The sequence below is a fragment of the Pseudarthrobacter sp. BRE9 genome (assembly GCF_031844305.1).
Lineage (GTDB): Bacteria > Actinomycetota > Actinomycetes > Actinomycetales > Micrococcaceae > Arthrobacter.
In genome coordinates this window covers 873,455-892,129 of the sequence record NZ_JAUZUY010000001.1, presented here as the reverse complement: position 1 = coordinate 892,129, position 18,675 = coordinate 873,455, and the positions used below count along the sequence as shown (strand labels likewise).

The following is an 18,675-nucleotide window of genomic DNA, read 5'->3' as shown; positions in this document are numbered from 1 at the left end:
GAGGGGGAGACGCGGAAGATCGCAGCGCCAAAATCGTATAGGAATCTGCTTAATCATATAGACGTTGTGATCCAGGTCAAGTGTTGCTTTGGGAAAGCTTCCCGCGGAGGTGCCGGCATTTTCGTGGCTTATGATTCCCCCAGCAGTTCCAGAGCAATCAGTGCTAGTCCAACCCAGTGCAAGAGGTAACCGCGTGCCCCCACGTCACCCATCCGAAGTCCCGCGCGGCAAGGCAGCCGTTCCCGACGTCTACACGGCCATGCGGGCCTCCATCCTGGAAGGCGAGATTGCCCCGGGCACCCGCATCAACATTGACGCCGTGGCCCGCAGCCTCGGGGTCTCGCAGACTCCCGTCCGTGAGGTGCTCCAGCGGCTCGAGGGCGACAACCTGGTGGTGTACAACCCCGGCCGCGGCTACAGCACCACTCCGCTCCTGGACCTGCCGGAACTGCGCTCGCTGTTCGAGTTCAGGCTCCTCGTGGAGCCCTGGGCGGCCCGGGCGGCGGCGGTGGACCGCCTTGCCAATCCGGCCGGAGCGCTGGAAAAAGAACTGGCAGGCTTCCGGGGCGTCATGAAGCGCAGCAAGGACCTGAGGCAGGATCTGGTGGCCCACGACACCCGCTTTCATGACGCCATCCTGGCCGCCTCTGGAAATCCGGTGGTCCGGCATGCCTTCGCCCAGACCCACTGCCACCTGCACACCTTCAGGCTCTACCCTGCCGACGTGGACGGCGCCATCACCGTGGCTGAGCACACCGCCGTGCGGGAGGCAATCGAGGCCTGCGATCCGGAGCGGGCCGAGGCAGCCATGACGACCCATATCCGCAACTCCTTCGACAGGTTTGCCCAGGCCTTCGAGGGTGAACTCGCTCCGCTGGAGGACAGCGGCCCGCCCCGAAGGCGGATTATCACCGGCTAGCCCATGGAGGCGAAGCCCCGGCCCTGCTGACCAGTTCATGCAAAGGCCGGGGCTTCCTGCGTCTTGGTAGCAACGGGAAGTTGCGGGTGAGGCTTGACGTGGATCACTCGTCCTATATGATTTTATAAATTCGTATAGGAATCGAATCTTTCCCTTCCCCCAGTTGAAACCGAGAGTTGAGATCCATGCCTTCCATCACGTCCATCAAGACCCAGGACGTACGTTTCCCCACATCCCTCGAACTTGACGGTTCCGATGCGGTCAACGTCGACCCTGACTACTCCGCCGCCTACGTGGTCATCCGCACCGATGCGGGCGATGAAGGCCACGGCTTCGTCTTCAGCTGCGGCCGCGGCAATGAAATCCTGACGTCCGCGATCGACGCCTACGCACGCCTGCTGGTGGGCCGCGACATCGACGAGCTGATCTCCGACCTTGGCGGCGCCTCCCGGCTCCTGGTCCACGACTCCCAGCTCCGCTGGCTGGGGCCCGAGAAGGGCGTGACGCAGATGGCGTGCGGCGCCCTGGTCAGTGCACTGTGGGACATCCGTGCCCGCCGCGAAAACAAGCCGCTCTGGCTCCTCCTTGCTGAGATGACGCCCGAGGAACTGGTCAGCGTGGTGGACTTTACCCACATCCGCGACGCCCTCAGCCCAGAGGAAGCCCTTGAGATCCTCCGCGCCGGCCAGGACGGCAAGGCTGAACGGATCGCCGCCCTCAAGGCCGACGGCTTCCCCGCCTACACCACCTCACCGGGCTGGCTCGGCTACAGCGACGAAAAACTGGTCCGGCTGAGCAAGGAGGCGGCGGCAGAGGGCTTCTCCATGATCAAGCTCAAAGTGGGCGGCGACATCAACGACGACCGCCGGCGCATGGCCCTTGCCCGTGAAGCGGTGGGGACCCTGCCCATCGCGATCGACGCCAACCAGCGCTGGGAAGTTTCCGAGGCCATTGAGTGGGTCAACCAGCTGGCCGAGTTCAACCCCTACTGGATCGAAGAGCCCACCAGCACGGACGACATCCTGGGCCACGCCGACATCCGCAGGGGCGTCAGCCCGGTGCGGGTTGCCACCGGAGAGGCCGTCGCAAGCCGGATCGTCTTCAAGCAGCTCCTCCAGGCCGGCGCCATCGACGTCCTGCAGCTCGACTCCACCCGCGTGGCCGGCGTCAACGAGAACATCGCCATCCTGCTGCTGGCAGCCAAGTTCGGGGTTCCCGTCTGCCCGCACGCCGGGGGAGTGGGCCTGTGCGAGCTGGTCCAGCACTTCTCCTTCTTCGACTACGCCGTAGTGGGCCGCAGCCAGGAAAACCGCATGATCGAATTCGTGGACCACCTGCACGAGCACTTCGCCGAACCCGTCCGGATCATCGACGGCCGCTATGCCGCCCCGGCACTGCCCGGCACGGGTGCCGAGATGCTCACCGCCTCCCGTGCCCGCTGGGAATTCCCCAACGGCGAAGGCTGGCAGGAAGTAGGCAACCGTGCCGCCGTCACCGGAGGTTCCCTGGCACCGGCAGCAGGAGCCGCCCGATGAACGCGGCCACGGAAGCAACGGCCGTCCTCGCCGGCCCCACCACCGCGGAGCAGCTCGAGGCTGCGGTAGCAGCGGCCCACCGTGCCTTCGAACAGGGCCGGCTGGCCGATCCGCACCGGCGCGCGGCCTGGCTTGAAGCCATCGCCGCCGGGCTCGAGCAGGACGCGACGGCGCTGGTGGAGACCGCCGTCGCGGAAACCCACCTCGGGGCCGCCCGGCTGGAAGGGGAATTGAAGCGCACCGTCTTCCAGCTGCGGCTCTTCGCAGCGGAAATCCGCGATGGCGAGCACTTCGACGCCACCATCGACCACGCCGACCCCGACTGGCCCATGGGCCCGCGCCCTGACCTTCGGCGCTGCAACGTTCCACTCGGCGTCGTTGGTGTTTTCGGTGCTTCCAACTTCCCCTTTGCGTTCAGCGTGATGGGCGGGGACAGCGCGTCAGCCCTGGCTGCGGGCTGCGCCGTGGTCCACAAGGCACACGACGCGCACGCGCGGCTCGCTGCCCGGACCGCGCGAACGGTGATTGACGCGCTGGAAGGCGCCGGAGCGCCGTCGGGCCTGTTCTCCATGGTGACCGGACGGCGGGCCGCCGAGGCACTCGTGGACCACCCCCTGGTCAAAGCCATCGGCTTCACCGGCTCCACCGCCGGCGGCCGCGCCCTGCTTAACCGTATCGCCGCCCGCCCGGAGCCCATCCCGTTCTTCGGCGAGTTGGGCGGCATCAACGCCGTCTTCGTCACGGGCAGTGCCTGGGCAGCACGGAGGGCGGAAATCCTCGCCGGCTACGCTGCCTCCTTCACCCTGGGAATGGGCCAGTTCTGCACCAAACCCGGGCTGCTGTTCGTCCCCGCAGGGCAGGCTGACGAGGTTCGCCGCGAGCTGGAGCAGGCCCTGGCAGGTTTCACGCCCGCCCGGCTGCTCAGCCCCCGCCTCCACGACGGTTACGCCGATGCCGTCAGCCGGCTCCGGGACAGCGACGGCGTGGACGTCCTGGTGGAAGGCAACTTTGCCGAAGAACCGGCCCCCACCGTCCTGCTCACCACCGCAGCGGATGTCCGGAATACCCCGGACCTGCTCCGCCAGGAGATGTTCGGCCCGGCCAGCCTCGTGGTCGAATACGGTGACGAATCCGAGTTGCCCGCCCTGGCCGGACTGCTGGAAGGGCAGCTGACCACCACCCTCCAGGCCGAAGCGGACGACGACGTCGCCGCGCTCGCTGCAAGGCTGGCGGACATCAGCGGCAGGGTCCTGTGGAACGGCTGGCCCACCGGTGTCACCGTCAGCTACGCCCAGCACCACGGCGGGCCCTACCCGGCCACCACGTCAAACACCACGTCGGTGGGGACGGCGGCGATCCGCCGGTTCCTGCGGCCGGTGGCCTACCAGTCTTTCCCCGCAACGCGATTGCCCGAACCCCTGCAGGACAGCAATCCCTGGCAGATCCCGCAAAGGGTCGACGGCGTCTGGCAGCGCCCGTCCGGCGCCGCAGCCGGGGCCGCCACTACCCAGGAGGACAAGCAGTGAACCCCATGAACCCTGAAGAAGTCCAGGCAATCCTGCCCGAGGACGCGGACCAGGCCCTGCTGATCGGGCGCGTCTGGGACGTCGAGAGCGGCGGGCCGCGCGTTGTCGCCGTCAGCGGGGGCAGCGTCTTTGACCTGCACCGCCTGGCCGGAACTGTCGCGGACCTCCTGGAGCTGCCGGATCCGGCAGCTGCCGTCCGCTCAGCCATCGCGGATCCCACCCTGGCGGAACCGCGGTGGGAGACGGCCGACGTCGTCAATGCTTCCCTGGAAGGTGACGGCACCCGCACCAGGTTGCTGGCCCCCGTGGACCTCCAGGTCATCAAGGCCTGCGGCGTCACGTTTGTGGACAGCATGATCGAACGCGTCATCGAGGAGCGCTGTGCGGGCGATGCGGGACGCGCAGCTGAGGTGCGGCAACTGGTGGGCAGCGCCCTGGGCGGAAGCATTTCTGCCCTGCGGCCGGGATCGCCGGAAGCGGCCGCAGCCAAACGCGTCCTGATCTCCGAAAGCCTGTGGTCTCAGTACCTGGAGGTGGGCATCGGCCCGGACCCGGAGGTCTTCACCAAGGCCCCGGTTCTTTCCTCGGTGGGCCTGGGCGCGGAGATCGGCATCCCGGACTTTTCGTCCTGGAACAACCCGGAGCCGGAGCTGGTCCTGATCGCCACCTCCGCCGGCAAGGTGGTGGGTGCTACTCTCGGCAACGACGTGAACCTGCGTGACGTTGAAGGCAGGAGCGCGCTGCTGCTGGGTAAGGCCAAGGACAACAACGCCTCCAGCGCACTGGGCCCGTTGATCCGGCTGTTCGACGGGACATTCACCCTGGATACCGTGCGCGACGAGGAGATCCTGCTGCGCGTCGAAGGCCCGGACGGCTACCTGCTGGAGGGCCGGAACAGCGTTGCCCGGATCAGCAGGCCCTTCGAGGAGCTTGTGGCCGCGACCTATGGAAAGCACCACCAGTACCCTGACGGGTTCGCGCTCTTCACGGGGACACTGTTCGCCCCGACGCAGGACCGCGACGTGCCGGGGCAGGGCTTCACCCACAAGCACGGCGACTTGGTGACCATACGCAGCCGGCACCTTGGTGCCCTGGTGAACCGGGTGGGCGCGTGCGAGGAGCTGCCGGAATGGTCGTTCGGTCTTCGCCAGCTGTTCGCGTACCTGGCCGCGCAGCGGCAGGGGGCGCAGGCTTAGCTGTTATGCGCAAAGTACGACGCCGGCACTTTGGAAAGTGCCGGCGTCGTACTTTTTTGCGCTGGTTTTCTTAGCTGTTGTCCGGCTTGGCCAGGCTCTCCGGATCCTCCTGCTTGGCGGGTTCGTCGGAGAGGCCCTGCGGAGTAAGGTCCAGGCCTTCCCGGTCCTCAGGAGCCTCCGGCGCTTCCCCGGTCTCGGCGGCCTTGACGTGGCCGGTGTCGTCCAGGGCAGGGTTGGCGCCCTCCACCCCCGTAGGATCATTCTTGCTGCCGGAGTCCGGCTGGGCATTGAGCGGGGCAGTGCTGCTGGATCCCGTGTTGGTGGGGTCGTTCTCGTCGATCGAATTGGGCTCGTTCGTCATGGAATTGTCCTCTCGCCGTGGTCCAGCCTTGTCCGCCGACCATAGGCACAGCCGAGCCCCATCCGCAAGGAATGAGCCGACTGGGCGCGGCACATATAGTGGGGGTTGAACTGCAGACGCCAGGCTGAGGAGGCCCCGCATGCTCGTGCTCGTCATCAACTCCGGTTCGTCGTCCCTGAAGTACCAGGTCCGTGACGTGGCCGCCGGGACGGTCCTGACCGAGGGCCTGATCGAGAAGATCGGCATGGGCAACGGCGGGGGCGGCGACGGCGAGATCGTAGGCCCGCGGGACCACGCGGAGGCGCTGGAGCTGGTGGACGCGGCCATCCACCGGGAACTGGGCGGCCTTGAGCTCGGGGCGGTGGGGCACCGGGTGGTCCACGGCGGCGAGCGGTTCGCCGAACCCGTGCTGGTGGACAACGAGATCACCCGCGCCATCGAACGCCTCAACCCGCTGGCGCCGCTGCACAACCCCGCCAACGTCCTGGGAATCCGCGCCATCACCAAAAAGTGGCCCAAAATGCCGCAGGTGGCCGTCTTCGACACTGCTTTCCACCGGACGTTGCCTGAGCACGCGTGGCGCTACGCTGTCCCGGATGAGCTCTACACCAACCACGGCATCCGCCGCTACGGCTTCCACGGCACCTCCCACGAGTACGTGGCGCGCCGGTCCGCCGGGCTGCTGGACCTCCCCGTCGAGGAGTTCGACGGCGTCATCGCCCACCTGGGCAACGGCGCGTCCGTCACCGCCATCCGCGGCGGCCGGTCCGTGGACACCTCAATGGGCTTCACCCCGCTGGAGGGCCTGGTCATGGGCACCCGCTCGGGCGACCTGGACCCCTCCATCCTGGTGTTCCTTGGCCGGGCCGGGTGGACGCCCGAGGACATCGACACCATGCTCAACCGGGAATCGGGGCTGAGAGGCCTGGCCGGCAACAATGACATGCGCTCGGTGGTGGAGGCCTCCGAATCCGGTGACGGGAAAGCCACCATGGCGCTCGCGGTGGCCTCCTACCGGCTGGCCAAGTACATCGGCGGCTACCATGTCGCCGTGGGCGGGGCCAAGGCACTGGTGTTCACCGCGGGGATCGGCGAAAACTCGTACCAGTTCCGTGCCTTGGTGGCGGACAAGCTGGGTGCCCTGGGCATCGAGCTCGACGCCGGCCTGAACGCCGGGCGGTCCAAGGAACCGCGCGTCATTTCCACGCCGTCCTCCGCGATTCCCGTCCTGGTGGTCCCCACTGACGAGGAACGCGCCATTGCGGAGGCAACGGCCGCCGTCGTCGGTTCATCGACTGCTCCGTAACGGTCCTTTTGGGCGTGCAAAACGACGTTTTTGGAGCAATCGATAAACCATGGGTTAGCCTCGGTCCATGCCGCACATCTCCCTGCCGATTCGCACCGAACGGCTGGTCCTTCGCCGGTTCGATGGCGGAGACCTGGACGCGTTCCACGCCTACCACTCCTTGCCGGAGACCGCCCGGTTCCTGCCCGGCCCAGCCAAAAGCTACACCCAGTCGATGGAGCGGGTGGGCCGGTACGCCAACTTTGTCTTCGAAAAGGAGGGGGACTGGGTAGCCCTTGCCATTGAAGCAGCGGATGAGCCCGGGCTTAAGGGTGAGGTGGTGCTCAAATGGCTGCCGGGACGCGGGCAGGGCGAAGTGGGATGGACACTGGCGCCCGGAGCCCGCGGCAAGGGCTACGGCACCGAAGCGGCCCGGGCGATACTCAGCCTGGGTTTCGGGGAGCTGGGCATGCACCGGATTGAGGCCCGGCTTGACGAGCTCAACGTGGCGTCGGCGTCACTGTGCAGCCGGCTGGGCATGCGGCTGGAGGCGCGGCACATCGACAAGTGGCATTACAAGGGCCAGTGGGCCACCGAACTCATCTATGCCATCCTTGCCGATGAATGGCGCATCGGTTCCGGCGGTTAGCCTTACGCCCGGCCCTTGAGGATCAGGTTCCAGTAGATCTTCGGGAACAGGTCGCGGTCCACAACCCATGACAGTTTGCTTTCATTCCAGGTGGGCACCCGGGGAATGGTGGGCATCGGACGGTACCGGTCGTCGAATTCGGCGAAAACCACGGTGTCCCGTGAGACCGTGAACGGGCACACAGAGTAACCGTTGTACTTCGCCCGCAGCGGCTTGCCTTTCCGGGCCGCCACCAGGTTCTTGGCCACCACTTTTGTCTGCTTGCGCAGCGCCCCTCCCGACTTGGAGTTGGTGGTGCCTGCGGCGTCACCCAGGGACCATACATTGGGGTAGCGGAGATGCCGGAGGGTCTGCCGGTCCACGTCCACGAAACCGCCCGCGTCACCGGCGGCCGGCAGGTCGGTGGCCTTGAGCCAGTCCGGCGCCGACTGCGGCGGGACGGCGTTGAGGACGTCGTAGGTCAGGTCCTCGGTGGTGTTTGCGGCGTTGTCCCGGATGGTTGCCCTGCGGCCGGCGGCGCTCACGGACACCAGTTCGCTGTTGGTCCGGAGTTCGATCCCGTACTCGGCGATCTTCCGGTCCAGCTCGCGGTCCACTTCCGGGACGCCGAACACCGTGGGGTAGGGCTGCACCATCACCACCCGGATGTTGTCCAGGACGCCCTGCTCACGCCAGTAGTCGCAGGCCAGGTACATGGGTTTCTGGGCGGCTCCGCCGCACTTGATGGGTCCGGCGGGCATCGTGAAAACGGCGGTGCCGGAGGTCATGCCGCTGAGCAGCGTCCAGGCCTTGGGGGCGAGGTCGAACTCATAGTGGGATGCGCCATGGGGCGAGTGGACGGCGTGGGCCAGGCCCGGGACCGCGTCCCAGTCGTACTGCAGCCCGGGGCACACCACCAGCTGGCCGTAGGCCACCGAGGCCCCCGATTCCAGGGTGACCGTGTTGGCATTGGCGTCCACGCCCGCGGCCGCATCCCGGATCCAGGTGACGCCTTGGGGGATCACCGACTCCTGGGGCCGGATGGCTTCCTTGGCCTGGGCGCGCCCGCCTGCGATATGTGAAAACAGCGGCTGGTACAGGTGGTGGTCCCGTGGCTCGATCACGGCCACGTCTTTAACGCCGTAGCGCTGCAACCTCGCGGCCAGCGAGATGCCGGCATTGCCGCCGCCGATGATTACGACCTCATGCTGGGCAGGCACGGCGCTACTTCTTCTCGGTGAGCGCGGATGCCTTGTGGGCCGCACGGGCGCCCGTCTTCTCCGATTCCACCACGTACTGCGGCTCATCCTCACTGGCGCGGTGCGTGTTGCCGTCGAGTTCGAAGTCGCTGGTCTTCTTTTCCACGATCCTGCCGTGCGTCTTGCCCTGCGAAGTGTTCCACTCCACGGACGTTCCCTTGCGCAATGACATCTGGTCTCCTTTGGCAGTGGGTGGACGCGGCTCGCGTGCCTCAATAGTAAGCATGGTTAGCTTATTGGCGCATTGACAGGGGCGCAGCAGCGGTCCAAGCTGGCGCTGTGCCTACCTGCCGGCCAAGCCGCGTCGGCACCAGGCGCCGTTCCAGGAGAATCCGATGCCAGTAGTAGAAGAATCCGTTGTCATCGACCGGCCGCCGCAGGAAGTCTTTGATTTCCTGTCGAAGTTCGACAACACCGCCGTCTACGATTCCTCGGTCACCACCTCTGAGCAGGTGGGGGCCGGTCCCGTGGGGATGGGAACCCGGGGGCGGGGAACAAGCAAAATCATGGGGCGGCGGTTCGACTGGACCGTCGAGGTGGTGGAGTTCGATCCGCCCAGGCGGATGGTGTCCCGCTCCGTTGAAGGAAAGCTGAATTTCACGGTGACGTTCACACTGGAACCGGCCGATGGCGGCACCAGGGTCACCCAGCGGATCGACGCCGATTCCGGCCTGGGCGGCATCTTCGGCAAGATCGCCGATCCGCTGGTGGAGCGCGCGCAGGGACGCACCGTCCGCGCCAACCTTGAAACACTCGCTGAATGGCTGGTGGAGCACCCGCAGACCTGAAGCCCTGCCTGCTGCGGCGCGGGCAAAGGAAAGAGTACGACGGCGGGACGCGCCCGCCGTCGTACTCTTCAGTCCTCCTTCAGGCCGGCGCCCGGCAGCAGCTCGACGGCCCCCAGGGCGTCGGCGATGAAGGCGTAGTCCCAGGCCCTTTCCCGCCACTGGACGTACCGGCCGGACGCGCCGCCGTGGCCGCCGTCCATCTCGATCTTCATCACAATCGGCTCGGACCCCGTGGTCTTGTTCCGCAGTTCCTGCACCCACTTGGCCGGCTCAACGTACAGGACGCGGGTGTCGTTGAACGACGTCACCGCGGCGATCTTGGGGTAGGCCACCTCCCGCACGTTTTCGTACGGGGAATAAGACTTCATATAGGCGTAGGCCTGCGGGTCCGTGATGGGGTTGCCCCACTCCTCCCACTCCAGGGCGGACAACGGCAGGTCCGGGTCCAGGATGCTGGTGAGCGGGTCCACGAACGGCACCTGCGCCACGATGGCCGCGTACTTCTCCGGCGCCATGTTGGCCACGGCGCCCATCAGGAGCCCGCCGGCCGAACCGCCCAGCGCAGCGATGCGGGAGGGATCCACCCAGCCCGAGTCCGCCAGCCAGTCGGTGGCATCCACGAAGTCCGTGAACGTGTTCTTCTTGGTGAGCTTCTTGCCGTCCTCGTACCAGTGCCGGCCCAGCTCACCGCCGCCGCGGATGTGGGCGATCACGAACACCACGCCGCGGTCCAGCAGGGACAGGCGTGCAATGCCAAAACCCGGGTCCATGCTCATCTCATAGGAGCCGTACCCGTACACCAGCCCGGCCGCCGTCGAATCCTGCTTGACGGCCTTGTGCCGCAGGACCGAGAGCGGGACCCGCGTGCCGTCGCCGGCCGTGGCCCACTCCCGGGTGGCGACGTAATCGCCTGCGTCATAGCCGCCCAGCACGGGGCTCTCCTTGCGGAGCAGCAGCTCGCCGCTGGGCTGGTCCGGGGTGGGCAGGACGAAGTCGTAGATGCGCGACGGCGTGAAATAGGACGTGTAGCCCAGCCGGATCACGGGTGCCTCGTAGTCCGAACCGCCCACCCCCGCCGTGTACAGTTCCTCGTCGAACGCCGGCTCCACGGGCGCCTGCTGCGCGGCCGTGCCCAGCCCGGCCAGCCCCATCACCTGCACACGCTCGATGGTGTCCTTGCGGATGGAGACGATGAGGTGCGTGGAGGTGACGCCGGCGCCGTTGACGCGGACGTCGCCGGAATGCTCGACGACGGTCTGCCAGGCCTGTTCTGCCAGCGGCTTTTCCAGCTCGGCCGGGTCCGCCAGGGAGACCATGGAGTTGATGGCGCCGTGGTTGTGCGTGAGCAGGATCTTCTCGGCTTTTTCGCCGTTGGGGCCGTCGAGAAGGAAGGGCTCGGCCTCGTACAGGATGCGTTCGTCCCGCGAAATCACCGTGCTGACGGTTCCAGCGGGGTCGTCAAAACGGAGCAGCCTGGTTTCGCTGTACTCCGAGCATCCGATGCCCAGCACCAGGTAACGCCGGTCCGCGGAGAGCTCGAAGCCCAGCCACATGGCGGGGTCGTCCTCCTGGTAAACCACCACGTCGTCTGCCACCGGGGTGCCCAGGGCATGCGCCTTCACCTGGTACGGGCGCCAGGACTCGTCCACCACCGTGTAGAAGAGCCGCGTGCCGTCGGGGGAGAACGCCACGCCGTAGAAGATGTTCTCGATGACATCAGGCAGCAGTTCACCGGTGCGGAGGTCCTTGATCCGGAGCGTGAAGCGTTCGTCGCCGGAGTTGTCCACGGCGTAGGCGTAGAGGGTGCCGTCAACGGTGACGGCTGTGCCGCCCACGGAGAAGAACGGCTTGCCTTCAGCTTCCACGTTGCCGTCCAGGAGGATTTCCTCGCCGGGGATCTCCATCCCGGGCTCCACGGCGGGCGGAGTCCAGTCGGCCACTTTGTCTCCGGTGTCCTGCGCCTTGACCCGGCAGTGGATGCCGTACTCCTTGCCCTCCGCGGAGCGGCTGAAGTACCACCAGCCGTCCTTGCGGTGCGGAACGGAAAGGTCGGTTTCCTGGGTGCGGCCCTTGATCTCCTGGAAGATGGCCTCGCGGAGCGGCTCCTGGTGCGCGGTGACGTCTTCCTGGTACGCGTTTTCGGCCCGCAGGTGCTCCACGACCTCTGCCGATTCCTTGTCCCGCAGCCACTCGTAGTTGTCCACGAATGTCTCCCCGTGGTGGGTGCGCTCGGTGGGAATCTTCTTGGCCACCGGGGGTGCCGGGATGGCAGTGCCGGTGGAATCCTGCAGGGAGGTGGAGGTCATGGAATCAATATATAGACCAGCTGGACAAGTCGGCAGGCCGTTCGCTACCGGGGGAGAAGGTCCGTAAGTGATGGAGCAACGGGGAGGGGGAGGGTAGTTGCCGGAGGGCTGCAGGCGTATTCTGTTCAGTTCAAGGCACATCCGCCCAGCGTGAGAGGGGAAGTTCCATGACCATCCCGCCAGTGCACGAACCCGAACCGTTTCCGCCTGAACCTGGTCCGGAGCCCACATCGCCGGATCCCACCCAGCCGCGCCCGCCCGGACCGCCGTCTCCCAACCCGTTCCCTGCGCCGGCGCCGCCGGGCCCGCTGCCGGTCCCGGATCCGGGGCCCGCACCGCTCCGCCCGGACCCCACCAGGGACTGACCCGGGAAGCCAGGAAGCACTTCGGAAGGGGCCTTCCGCGCAGCATCAGCCGGCGCGGAAGGCCCCTTCCGCGCCTCCCGGACAACCCGGGAACCAGGGCAAACTGGGCTCAAAAAAATTTCAAAAATCCACGCCGTAACCCCTTGCAGACCTGCTTCCCCAGTGCTAAAAAATCTATGTCAGCCAATATAGATCGGCTGACATGGATGTTGGACCATCTCTTACGAGGAGGGAAGCCATGTTGATGCGAACCGATCCGTTCCGCGAGCTGGACAGGCTAACCCAGCAAGTCCTCGGAACCACTGCACGCCCGGCGGCGATGCCGATGGATGCATGGCGCGAGGACCAGGAATTCGTCGTGGCCTTCGATTTGCCCGGTGTCACGGCGGACTCGGTGAACCTGGATGTCGAACGGAATGTCCTGACGGTGCGGGCGGAGCGCCCGGATCCCACAGGCAAGGATACCGAGCTGATCGCCGCTGAACGTCCCCGCGGCGTCTTCAGCCGCCAGCTGATCCTTGGCGACACCCTGGATACGGAGAACGTCAAGGCCAGCTACGACGCCGGTGTCCTGACGCTGCGGATCCCGGTCGCCGAAAAGGCCAAGCCGCGCAAGATCGAGATCGAAACGAAGGGGGCCAAGCAGGAAATCGCTGCCTAGACCTGACAGACCGGGAGACGGCCGTATCTGTTGACTGCCTTTTTGGGGCGAATCGCCATTCTGTGCACGCCACAGCGCCAGACAGCGCACCGGCAGCTTGGGCCCTGACCTCCCGACACGATGGCCCCCGGCTTTGGCCGGGGGCCATCCCGTGTTCAGGGAGTCCACGTGTTCAGGGAATCCACCTGTTCCAGCGATCCGCCTGTCCGGGCGGCTACGCCTCCAGGCCGTCCGCGTCCGGGGTCAGGTGCCCAGTTCCAGCATCAGCGCCGGCAGTTCGTCGGCAAGTTCACGGGCCAGGAACCCCAGCGGCCCCAGCCTGCTGGCCAGGCGGTCCGCCGCGGCCGCATGCAGGTGTGTTCCCCAGCAGGCTGCCTGGGCGCTGCTGGTTCCCCGCGCCCGGAGCCCGGCAATGGCGCCCGCCAGCACGTCCCCGCTGCCGGACGTGCCCAGCCCGCCGTACCCCGTGGTGATTTTCCACAGCTCCGGCTCGTCCGGGTTCAGCCCCGGCGGCTGGGTGATCAGCCCCTGGCAGCTGACCACAGCGCCGAACCTCTGGGAGATTTCGGCCAGGTCCTTTTCGAGGTCATCCGCGTCCCGGCCCAGCAGGATCCCTGCTTCCTTGGGATTCGGCGTGAGGATGAGCCGGCCGCGCCACGGGCCCAGCCGGTCCTCCACGGACACCAGCGCGCCAAGTGCGTAGGCATCAAGGACGACGGCGGCGCCTTCCTTGCTGCCGGCGTCGCCTTTCCCTTCCCGTTTGAGCAGCGCCGCCAGCAACTCAGCCGCAAGGTCCTGGTCATCAAGGCCGGGTCCCACCAGGAGGGTGTCTGCCCGGTCCAGGTAGGAGGAAATGCGCTCCAATTCAGCCTTGACCGACCCATCCGGAGTCTCCGGCAGGCCGATCGCGCCGCATTCGGGTATCGCCACCCCCAGCTGGACGGCCACCGACTCTGCTACGGCCAGGGTCAGCTTCCCGGCACCCGCACGCAGGGCCGCGGCCCCCGCCAGCAGGGCGGCACCGGGGGTGGCCCGGGCGCCGCCCACCACCAGCACCGCGCCGCGTGAATACTTATCCGCCCCCGGTGCCGGCAGCGGCCACTCCCGCAGGAGCGACGGCGTCACCAGGGTGGCGCCCGAGGAGTCAGCGCGGCCGGACACTGGTGTCTCCCGCGTGCTCGGTGACGGCGACGCCCTGCTCCGCCAGATGATCGGCCACGTTGAAGCTCTCCAGCGTCCACGGCCCAACGCCGGAGGGGCGGACAAACCGGGTCACCGAGGCGTTGAGGATGGCCTCGGTGGCCGCCAGATCCAGCAGTTCCTTCTCGCTGAGCCCCTCCAGCACGTACCGGAACAGCATGATCACGGCATCGTGGCACACCAGCATCACCCGCTGGCCCGTGCCCAGGCCGTTCAGCTCGGCCAGCACGGATCGCAGCCGCAGCGCCACGTCCGCCCAGGATTCTCCTCCCGGCGGCCGGTAGTACAGTTTGCCCAGCCAGTTCCGGCGCTCGGATTCCTCCGGATAGCGGTTCTCCACGCCCAGCCGGGTGAGCCGGTCCAGGATGCCCAGTTCGCGGTCGCGGAGCCGTTCATCCGTGCGCACCCGCAGCGGCCAGCCGGCTGTTTCCACCGCGATCCCGGCAGTCTGGAGGGCACGGGCGTAGGGGGAGGACACCACGGCGTCAGGGCGGAAGCCTTCAGCGATCCGGCCCAACGCGATACCCAGCGCTTTGGCCTGGTCCCGTCCGGTTGCGGACAGGTCCACGTCCGCATCGCGGGCGGGGACCTCTATGACCTCCACTCCGGCCTCACGCGCCTCGGTGGCCGCCACGTTGCCTTCGCTCTCACCATGGCGGATCAACAGCAGCTCCACGGCCCCTGCCTGCTGGACCGCCTCCGTCAGGCCGTCGTCGTTCGAAGTATTGTCCTTCAAAAAATCACCCCGTCCTCGCCATGCTGAATACCATGCAGATATGCCGTGCTGAATGCAGGAACACTACCAACGGCGTACCCACGGCGGGGCGGAAGATAACGGCAGCAGCTACCGCTCCGGGGTCAGGACCTTGGAGAACACCGTGGTGCCGTTGGCGTTGCGGAGGCTGGCGGTGAAGCTGTTGTCCGCACCCAGCTGGACGTGCCCGAAGAACTGGTTTTCGCCGTCGCGCGGGGACTCACCGGCAAACCGCCCGGCCTTGGAGAACACCACCTCGGGCCCGAACGTGCCGTCCATCGCGTTGGGGCCGAACGATCCCGCGGCGATGGGCCCGGCCACGAACTCCCAAAACGGATCGAAGTCGGTGAAGGCTGCCCGCTCAGGGGAGTAGTGATGGGCGGCGCAGTAGTGGACGTCGGCGGTGAGCCACACGGCGTTCTTCACCCCGTTGCGCTTGAAGGCGCTCAACACCCCGGCGATCTCCAGCTCACGGCCCAAGGGGGCGCCCGGGTCGCGGTTGGACACGCTTTCCTGGTTCACCGGGCCATCCGGCACCACGATGCCCAGCGGCAGGTCCGCGGCGATCACCTTCCAGGTCGCCTTGGACCCGGAGACCTCCCGGACCAGCCAGTCCGCCTGCTCCTGGCCCAGGATGGACGTGGCGTAGGGCTCCCTGCCGTCCGTGTTGGGGGACTTGTAGGTGCGCATGTCCAGGCAGAAGATGTCCAGCTGCGGCCCGCGGCTGATCTTTCGGTAGATGCGGGCGGGCTGGTACTGGCCGGCGTCGTCGAACGTTCCTGGGCGCCAAATGGCTGAGCTGTCCGCGATGGGCATGTTTTCCTGCCACGCCTGCCGGCCGCGGGCAGCCAGGGTGTTGACGTCCCGCACCGTGTAGCGGGAGTCGTCGATGACTTGGCCGGGGTACCAGTTGTTGTGGGTCTCGTGGTCGTCCCACTGGGCGATCACCGGGACCTCCGCGAACATGGCCCGCATGTTGGCGTCCATGGAGTTGTACCGGTGGCGGCCGCGGAACTCGGTGAGCGTCTCTGCTACTTTGGAGACCTCCTCCGTCACCAGGTTCCGCCACACCTGGCCGTCCTTTTCCACCACGCTTTCGGCGATGGGACCGTCGGCGTAGATTGTGTCGCCGGAGTGGATGAAAAAGTCCGGGCGGGTCTGGTGCATGGCGCGGTAGCCGCGCATCCCGCCGATCTCCTCGTTGATGCCCCACCCCTGGCCCGCGGTGTCGCCGGTCCAGACAAAGCTTTGGGAGGACGACGCCGGAACGTCACCGCCGCTGCTGATGTCACCGGTGCGGCCCTTGCCGTTGTACGTCCCCGCGTCCGGCGCCGTACGGAAGCCGCCGCGGACCGTCTCGCCCGCCGCCCCACCCTCGTCCTCGAAGCTGATCTCGAGTGCGAAGCGTGTGTTGGACGGCAGGTTGCCGGCGTGGATTTTGGCGGTGAAGTCGGAAGCCTGGGTGGCGCGGGGCCCGCGGAGGATTCGCTCAAAGGCGCCGCGCCCACGGAGGATCTGGCCGTCGTCGTCCACCGCACGCAGGACTGCCGTCATCCGGCCGGCGCCGGACGCCCGGGACCAGAGCACGGCTGAATCGGAGGTGACGTCACCGGTGGCGATGCCGCTGGGCAGTGTCAGGCGGTTGCGGACCAGCGCAACGCCGGACGGGACTGTGCCTGCCTGGGCAGCGGCGGGAACGGACGCGAGCGCGGCGGCCAGGACGGAGCCTTTGACGACGGTGCGGCGTGAAACGGTGGCGCGGGAGTTCTCAGTCATGACCTCAGGTTTCCGCCGGCGGGCGCACGTACTCTGTCCTGCCGGTGAACCGCGGGTGAGCCGGGGCTGAACAACCAGTGGCGGCCCTTACGGCGCCGCGAAGTCCCCGATCCTGCCCTCCCGAAGGGCCGCACCAACGGCTGCGATGCCTCCATAGTCGGGGAACACCACCGACTGGCCCGCCGCCATGCCCGTTCCCGCGGTGGGCAGGGTCATGGTGCCGATGGCGTTCACATCCAGATTGCGCAGACTGTAGGCCAGGATCGCCGCCTGGACCGGGTCGAAGCCCTTGTCCACAGTGAGGCAGCAGGAGGCGAAGTCCACCAGTGAGCGCACCGCGTTGACGTCGTTCAGGGCGCCGCTGCTTGTAAACCGGGCCAGGACGGCGCGGACCATCGTGCGCTGGTTCTGGACCCGCTGGTAGTCGCCGTCGGTGAATGCATGGCGCTCCCGGCTGAACTCGAGGGCTGCCTGCCCGTCAAGGTGGTTGATCCCCTGCGTGAAAGCGTGTTCGGTTTCGATGGTGGATTGGAACGCGAAGGGAACATTCACGTCAATGCCGCCCAGGCCGTCCACCAGGAGCTTGAACCCGCCGAAGTCCAGCATCAGGGTGTGGTCGATGGTGATGCCCAGTAGCTGCTGCACCGTGGCGGTTGTGAGGTCGATGCCGCCGTACTGCAGCGCTGCGTTGATCTTGGAGCCGCCGACGCCGGGTACGTCCACCCAGAGGTCCCGCATGATCGAGATGATGTAGAGGGCGTGGCGGTCAGCAGGAACGTGGACCACCATCAGCGCATCCGAGCGCTGGTCCGTCGCCTCGCCCGTGGCCGCTGTGTGGGCCGCGGCATCACGCGCGGGAGTGTCGCGGATGTCGCTGCCGATGATCAGGATGTTCATCGGCGCGGCGGGAGCCTCGGGAATCGGAGCGGGGGGTGGCGGCGGAGCCGGGGCAGGCGGGGGAGTTTCAGAGGGAGTAGGCGTAGGCGTGGGTGTGGGCGTCGCTCTGGGCGTCTGGGTTTGGGCGGCCACAGGCTGTGCTTCCTCGCTAGCGCGGGTCAGGTTGAAGACCGCGACGCCGGCCGCCACCACAAGCGCCAGTACCACCAGGGCGGCGATCCAGCGGCGGCGGCCCAAGGCCGCCAGCCGGCCAGGCCGCTTGGAACCGGGGGCACCCGGGGGCGGGGAACCGGAGTTCCCGGAGTTGCCCGGCCCGGATGGATCAGAACCGCCTGGGATGCTCATGACGCCTCCACCTCATTGTGTTTGGTGGGATCAGTGTGCGTCCGGCAGGCCCTGGTTGGCTACAAGGTTATCCAAACTGTCACCTGGGAAGGCGCGCGCGGCTCGGCTGGGAGCTACGGCAATTCCAGTCCTACAGCGGCTGGGACGCGGTCCCCCGGACCGGGGCGTTGAGGCGGGCATGGCGCAGGATGGAGACAATCGCGGGTGCCAGCTGGTCCTCCATCTCCCGGTACACCTCGGGTGCCCGGCGGTACGGGTCCACGATGTCATTGTCTGCGGAGTCGGCAGGGAGCGAGAGATGCCGCACCCCGGCGGCCCGCGCGGGCAAGCCGCGCCACAAGGCGGCGTTGGCAGCCAGCCGGGCGTCGTCGTCGGACACGGCGCTCCCCGGCAGGGCACCCGGGGACGATGCAGCGGAGTCAGGCCGGCCATCTGCAGCGGAGTCACGCTGGGCCAGCACGTCGAGCATTCGGGCGAACTCGCGGATGGTGAACGTCCGCTTGAGCAGAGAGGCATCCAGCTGCAGGACCTCGCCGCGGTGCCCGGACGTCATGGTGAGCACCAGATCAATCCCGCGCAGGATCCTGGGCGTAAGCTGCCGTGCCGTGAACCCTTCGGGATTGCCGCCAAACGTTCGGACGATGTCCGCGGAGATGGGCTGCATGGGTTCGCCGACCAGGGCGCGGGTGCCTGCACTGGATACCTGGAAACCGCCCGGCACCACCTGGTCGAGTCCTGCCTGCAGCAGCCGTTCGGCCACCGGCGAGCGGCAGATGTTGCCGGTGCAGACGGTGAGGATTCGTACTGGTGCGGAAGTGTCCAAGGAGATGTCTCTTTTCCCAGCTGGTGACGGATCCGTTCGGACCCGTGCCTT

17 protein-coding genes are annotated in these 18,675 nt (G+C 67.2%); 8 read left to right on the top strand and 9 right to left on the bottom strand.

All coding sequences use genetic code 11. The features are described from left to right. Positions 1-193: 193 nt before the first annotated feature. From Q9R31_RS04205 to Q9R31_RS04190, 4 genes are all read left to right on the top strand, one after another. Positions 194-919: a GntR family transcriptional regulator gene (locus tag Q9R31_RS04205; protein WP_311261469.1), complete on the top strand. Its 726-nt coding sequence runs from the start codon at positions 194-196 to the stop codon at positions 917-919. A 185-nt stretch (positions 920-1,104) separates the two neighbouring features. Further along, entirely contained in the window at positions 1,105-2,454 is a 1,350-nt protein-coding gene (locus Q9R31_RS04200) for an L-fuconate dehydratase (protein WP_311261468.1), read from the top strand. After that, positions 2,451-3,980, top strand: coding sequence for an aldehyde dehydrogenase (NADP(+)) (locus Q9R31_RS04195; RefSeq protein WP_311261467.1), 1,530 nt, complete (start codon positions 2,451-2,453; stop codon positions 3,978-3,980). Before Q9R31_RS04200 ends, Q9R31_RS04195 begins: the two co-directional genes overlap by 4 nt. 5 nt (positions 3,981-3,985) lie before the next feature. Then, positions 3,986-5,176, top strand: a complete 1,191-nt coding sequence (locus Q9R31_RS04190) for a fumarylacetoacetate hydrolase family protein (protein ID WP_311261466.1) — start codon at positions 3,986-3,988, stop codon at positions 5,174-5,176. Positions 5,177-5,246: 70 nt separating this feature from the next. Here the strand turns inward: Q9R31_RS04190 and Q9R31_RS04185 are convergent, their stop codons facing one another. Beyond that, a complete protein-coding gene (locus tag Q9R31_RS04185) occupies positions 5,247-5,537 on the bottom strand; it encodes a hypothetical protein (protein WP_311261465.1) in 291 nt (96 codons plus the stop codon). 139 nt (positions 5,538-5,676) lie between these two features. Here Q9R31_RS04185 and Q9R31_RS04180 point away from each other — a divergent pair, with 139 nt between their 5' ends. Then, positions 5,677-6,843, top strand: coding sequence for an acetate kinase (locus Q9R31_RS04180; protein WP_311261464.1), 1,167 nt, complete (start codon positions 5,677-5,679; stop codon positions 6,841-6,843). 67 nt (positions 6,844-6,910) lie between these two features. After that, entirely contained in the window at positions 6,911-7,471 is a 561-nt protein-coding gene (locus tag Q9R31_RS04175) for a GNAT family protein (RefSeq protein ID WP_311261463.1), read from the top strand. Between the two features lie 2 nt (positions 7,472-7,473). Here the strand turns inward: Q9R31_RS04175 and Q9R31_RS04170 are convergent, their stop codons facing one another. Then, positions 7,474-8,670 carry an FAD/NAD(P)-binding oxidoreductase gene (locus Q9R31_RS04170; RefSeq protein ID WP_311261462.1) on the bottom strand — a complete coding sequence of 399 codons (1,197 nt, stop codon included), beginning with the start codon at positions 8,668-8,670 and terminating at the stop codon, positions 7,474-7,476. A 4-nt stretch (positions 8,671-8,674) separates the two neighbouring features. Further along, positions 8,675-8,881 carry a DUF2945 domain-containing protein gene (locus Q9R31_RS04165; RefSeq protein ID WP_311261461.1) on the bottom strand — a complete coding sequence of 69 codons (207 nt, stop codon included), beginning with the start codon at positions 8,879-8,881 and terminating at the stop codon, positions 8,675-8,677. Positions 8,882-9,044: 163 nt separating this feature from the next. Between Q9R31_RS04165 and Q9R31_RS04160 the strand changes: the two genes are divergently transcribed. Continuing rightward, complete coding sequence (locus Q9R31_RS04160) at positions 9,045-9,497, top strand: SRPBCC family protein (protein WP_311261460.1); 453 nt, start codon at positions 9,045-9,047, stop codon at positions 9,495-9,497. Between the two features lie 68 nt (positions 9,498-9,565). Here the strand turns inward: Q9R31_RS04160 and Q9R31_RS04155 are convergent, their stop codons facing one another. Then, a complete protein-coding gene (locus tag Q9R31_RS04155; RefSeq protein WP_311261459.1) occupies positions 9,566-11,803 on the bottom strand; it encodes a S9 family peptidase in 2,238 nt (745 codons plus the stop codon). A 603-nt stretch (positions 11,804-12,406) separates the two neighbouring features. On the opposite strand from Q9R31_RS04155, the gene Q9R31_RS04150 reads away from it, so the two are divergent. Then, a complete protein-coding gene (locus Q9R31_RS04150; protein ID WP_311261458.1) occupies positions 12,407-12,829 on the top strand; it encodes an Hsp20 family protein in 423 nt (140 codons plus the stop codon). Between the two features lie 243 nt (positions 12,830-13,072). On the opposite strand, the gene Q9R31_RS04145 is transcribed toward Q9R31_RS04150, so the two are convergent. The 5 genes from Q9R31_RS04145 to Q9R31_RS04125 all read right to left on the bottom strand — a co-directional run bounded on the left by Q9R31_RS04145 (position 13,073) and on the right by Q9R31_RS04125 (position 18,624). Further along, entirely contained in the window at positions 13,073-13,990 is a 918-nt protein-coding gene (locus tag Q9R31_RS04145; protein ID WP_311261457.1) for an NAD(P)H-hydrate dehydratase, read from the bottom strand. Further along, positions 13,974-14,765 (bottom strand): histidine phosphatase family protein, encoded by a 792-nt coding sequence (locus tag Q9R31_RS04140; protein WP_311261456.1) that lies wholly within the window; start codon positions 14,763-14,765, stop codon positions 13,974-13,976. The genes Q9R31_RS04145 and Q9R31_RS04140 overlap by 17 nt, the downstream gene beginning before the upstream one ends. A 108-nt stretch (positions 14,766-14,873) precedes the next feature. Beyond that, positions 14,874-16,559 carry an alkaline phosphatase D family protein gene (locus Q9R31_RS04135; RefSeq protein WP_311261455.1) on the bottom strand — a complete coding sequence of 562 codons (1,686 nt, stop codon included), beginning with the start codon at positions 16,557-16,559 and terminating at the stop codon, positions 14,874-14,876. Between the two features lie 87 nt (positions 16,560-16,646). Beyond that, positions 16,647-17,801, bottom strand: coding sequence for an LCP family protein (locus tag Q9R31_RS04130; protein ID WP_311261454.1), 1,155 nt, complete (start codon positions 17,799-17,801; stop codon positions 16,647-16,649). Between the two features lie 130 nt (positions 17,802-17,931). Continuing rightward, on the bottom strand, positions 17,932-18,624 hold the full coding sequence (locus Q9R31_RS04125) for a low molecular weight phosphatase family protein (RefSeq protein ID WP_311261453.1): 693 nt from the start codon (positions 18,622-18,624) through the stop codon (positions 17,932-17,934). Positions 18,625-18,675 lie beyond the last annotated feature (51 nt).